3 protein-coding genes are annotated in these 3,536 nt (G+C 41.3%); all 3 read left to right on the top strand.

Annotated features, from left to right (window positions below):
• The coding region (gene phnD, locus AB1488_06150) for a phosphate/phosphite/phosphonate ABC transporter substrate-binding protein (protein MEW6409679.1) at positions 1–726 on the top strand (726 nt) is incomplete at its 5' end.
• Between the two features lie 4 nt (positions 727–730).
• On the top strand, positions 731–2,200 hold the full coding sequence (locus AB1488_06145; protein MEW6409678.1) for an ATP-binding protein: 1,470 nt from the start codon (positions 731–733) through the stop codon (positions 2,198–2,200).
• Positions 2,178–3,536: sigma-54 dependent transcriptional regulator (locus AB1488_06140; protein ID MEW6409677.1), on the top strand; the 1,359-nt coding region annotated here is incomplete at its 3' end. The genes AB1488_06145 and AB1488_06140, both read left to right, overlap by 23 nt.

Below are 3,536 nucleotides of genomic sequence, written 5' to 3'. Positions count from 1 at the left end.
ATAGGGGAAAAGATAAAGATGCCTATCAATATCGTTCAGCGGAAGACCTATCAGGAGATAAATGATTTAATAGAACAAGGACGGGTGGATATCGCTTTTGTCTGCACCCTGCCATATATAATAGGGAAGGAGAAATTTGGCATGGAACTCTTAGCCGTTCCAAAGACAAGGGGTAAACCCTATTATTACTCGTATGTCGTTGTTCCAAAGGATAGCCCCGCTAAGTCCATAGAGGATTTAAGGGGAAAACTTTATGCATACCCGGATCCACTTTCTAATTCAGGCTATCTTTTCCCACGCTACAGACTGGCAAGGGCAGGTTATTCCCCTAATGAGTATTTCAGGAAGTGGGTGCATACTTATAGCCATAGTGCTTCTATAGAAGCGGTGGGGGATGGTTTTGTTGATGGCGCCAGTGTTGATAGTTATGTATATGACCTGATGCATATCCTGCATCCTGAATTGACCAGTAAAACTAAGGTCATAGAGATTTCTCCTCCTTTTGGTTTCACACCGGTAGTGGTGCGTCAAAACCTTCCAGCAGATTTAAAGAGAAAACTAAGGTCTGTTTTTCTTGATATGGATAAAGACCCTGCAGGCAAAAATATCTTAAAAGATATGCTATTAGATGGATTTGTCAAAGGTGATGATTCGCTTTTTGACATCGTAAGGAGAATGTACCATTATATGAATACCCTTAATCACCAACAGCCAGTTAAGAGATAAAGTTATGGGTCTCCTGAAAACATTCCGTTTTTTAACAATCAGACAGAAACTAATACTTACTATCGGCAGTGGGACCCTCTTTGTGATATTTCTCACAAGTGCCATCGCCCTTTATCAGGAATCGAAGGTACTTGAGCAGGAGCTCATTGATAAGGGAATCATCATGGCGACCAACCTTTCTAAACAGAGCATCGAGCCTATTTTACAGGATAATATCTGGGAGCTTTATAAATCCGTAAAGGCAATGGGAGGCAGCACGTCTATGCCCTTCCTGAGTTACATTGTGATACTGGATAGAAATGGCAGGGTACTTGCTCATTCAAACCCGCGTGTCCACAGAATTGGAGATTCCTTTTCCGATAGCCCATTTGATGAGAAGGCATTTCAGGCAACAAAGACCACTGTTCAGATAATGCCTTTATCAAAGGATGAAAACCTATATGACATAGCAGTTCCCTGTAAAGTAGATAATGAAAAGATAGGGATTATAAGAGTCGGGCTAACAGATAGGATTATGAGGGAAAATCTTACAGTCATCAAGCAGAAGATTCTTCTTCTCGCAATCCTCCTTTCTGTAGTTAGTATTGCAGTAGGAATATTTATGGCGCATCGTATTACAAGTCCGCTGAAGAAGATAACACAGAATATCATAAAGATTAGCAAAGGTCAGTTCCGGGATGTAATTTCTGTAAAGACTATCGAAAAAGATGAGATAGGTCAGATGGCAGACGTATTTAACGAGATGGCTAAAAACCTCAGGACTCAAAAAGAGATGGATGAACATCTCGCAAGGAGAGAGAAACTTGCTATGATTGGAGAATTAGCAGTCAATATTGCACATGAGATCAAAAACCCTCTGACAGGGATTAAACTCGGCATTGACACCATGCGGAATAATGGAAGTGGAGAAGAAATCCTCGAAAGATTAGATAATGAAATTGTGCGATTAGACAAGGTGGTATCAAGACTTCTATCCTTTACCCAGACTTCACCGCTAACACTTAAAAAGACAGAGATCAAGCATATAGTCGAAGATGCTATGTTTTTTACCTCGAAGGTTGCTGAAAAGAAGGGGATTAAAATGCACTCTCTTAAAATAGAACCAGATACCTTTGTGGTTGTGGATGTAGATCAGATTCAGCAGGCCTTGCTGAACATCATTCTTAATGCTATCCACGCTACTGAACGAGGAGGGAATATTTACATATCCTCATTCAAGGATGAGAAATGGGCAAGGATTGTCATCAGAGATACAGGTAAGGGTATTTCACCGGATGACCTGCAGAGGATTTTTGAACCTTTTTATTCAACTAATCCACTCAGCAGTGGACTGGGGCTTGCCATAGCACAGCGCATTGTTACAGAACATGGGGGCGATATACATATAGATAGCATCAGAGATAAAGGGACTACTGTCGCTGTTATTCTGCCAAGTAGTAGAGAGGAGAAGTATGAACCTGTTAATCGTAGATGACGAAGAAAATATAAGGGATTTCTTAAGACTTGGATTGGAGAAGGAAGGGTACACGGTTTTTACCTTTGCAACAGGTAAAGAAGCACTCGACGCCATAAAGAATGAACAGGTGGATGTATGCTTTTTAGACATTATCCTCCCTGACATGGATGGGCTTGATATCCTTGCCAGTATTAGGCAGACAGATCCCAACATAAAAATCATTATTATAACCGCGATTAATGATTTGAAACTCACGGTTAAGGCAATGAAACTCGGGGCATACGATTACATAACAAAACCATTCTCTTTCGATGAGATAGAGATTGCCGCAAAATCAGCAATTGATGCTTTAAGAGCAGAAAGAAAGTTGAACCTCCTTGAGATGGAGTTTTCGCGGTGTTTAATGGGGGAGTTTAGGGGGGACAGTTCTAAGATGAGAGAAGTCTACGCCCTTATAGAAAAGGCGGCTTTATTGGAAGGACGAACTATACTTATCACTGGAGAAACAGGTACTGGTAAGAGCCTTGCAGCCAGAACTATCCATAACATGAGCAGAAGGGCGGATGCCCCATTTGTATCAGTACAATGCACTGCTCTCTCAGAGAACATCCTTGAGTCAGAGTTATTCGGACATGAAAAAGGGGCATTTACAGATGCCAAATTTACAAGGCAGGGTCTTTTTGAGTTCGCCAATGAAGGAACGATATTTTTTGATGAGATAGGAGATATTAGTCTAAAGATTCAATCCAGACTACTCGGCGTCCTTGAGGAAAAGAGATTTCGCAGGCTTGGAGGAAACAAGGAGATTAATGTAGATGTAAACATTATAGCCGCAACAAATAAGGAACTGTTTAGAGAGGTGAAGGAGGGTCACTTCAGGGAAGACCTTTACTATAGACTCATGGTTTTCCCGATACATATGCCGTCTCTGAGGGAAAGGATTGAGGACATCCCAGGGCTAACAGAGTTTTTTTTAAAAAGATATTGTCAAGAATTTGCTGTTCAGCAAAAGTCGTTCTCAAATGAAGCCCTCGATGCCCTTCTATCGTACCCATGGCCCGGCAATGTGAGAGAACTAAAGAACATAATAGAAAGGATTGTTATCCTTAATGAGATGTCTGTTATAAGAACCGAACACCTACCCCTGGAATTACAGGAAAAGGGTGGTCTGCCTGCTGAGCACTTTAAAAAGACTATTCTCAATGTAAAAGAACAATACGAAAAGAACTATATCACAAGCATGCTCACTAAACACAGGGGGAATGTCACCCACGCATCAATGGAAGCAGGGATGGACAGAGGGAGCTTCCAGCGACTGATGAGAAAATATTCGATTCTCTCCGAATCCTTTAGA

The sequence above is a fragment of the Nitrospirota bacterium genome (assembly GCA_040756155.1).
Classification (GTDB): domain Bacteria; phylum Nitrospirota; class Thermodesulfovibrionia; order JACRGW01; family JBFLZU01; genus JBFLZU01.
This window is presented reverse-complemented; position numbering and strand designations above follow the sequence as displayed.

Coding starts and splice junctions, on each gene's coding strand:
- AB1488_06145 (MEW6409678.1), top strand. CDS start 731: ATGGGTCTCCTGAAAACATTCCGTTTTTTAACAATCAGACAGAAACTA.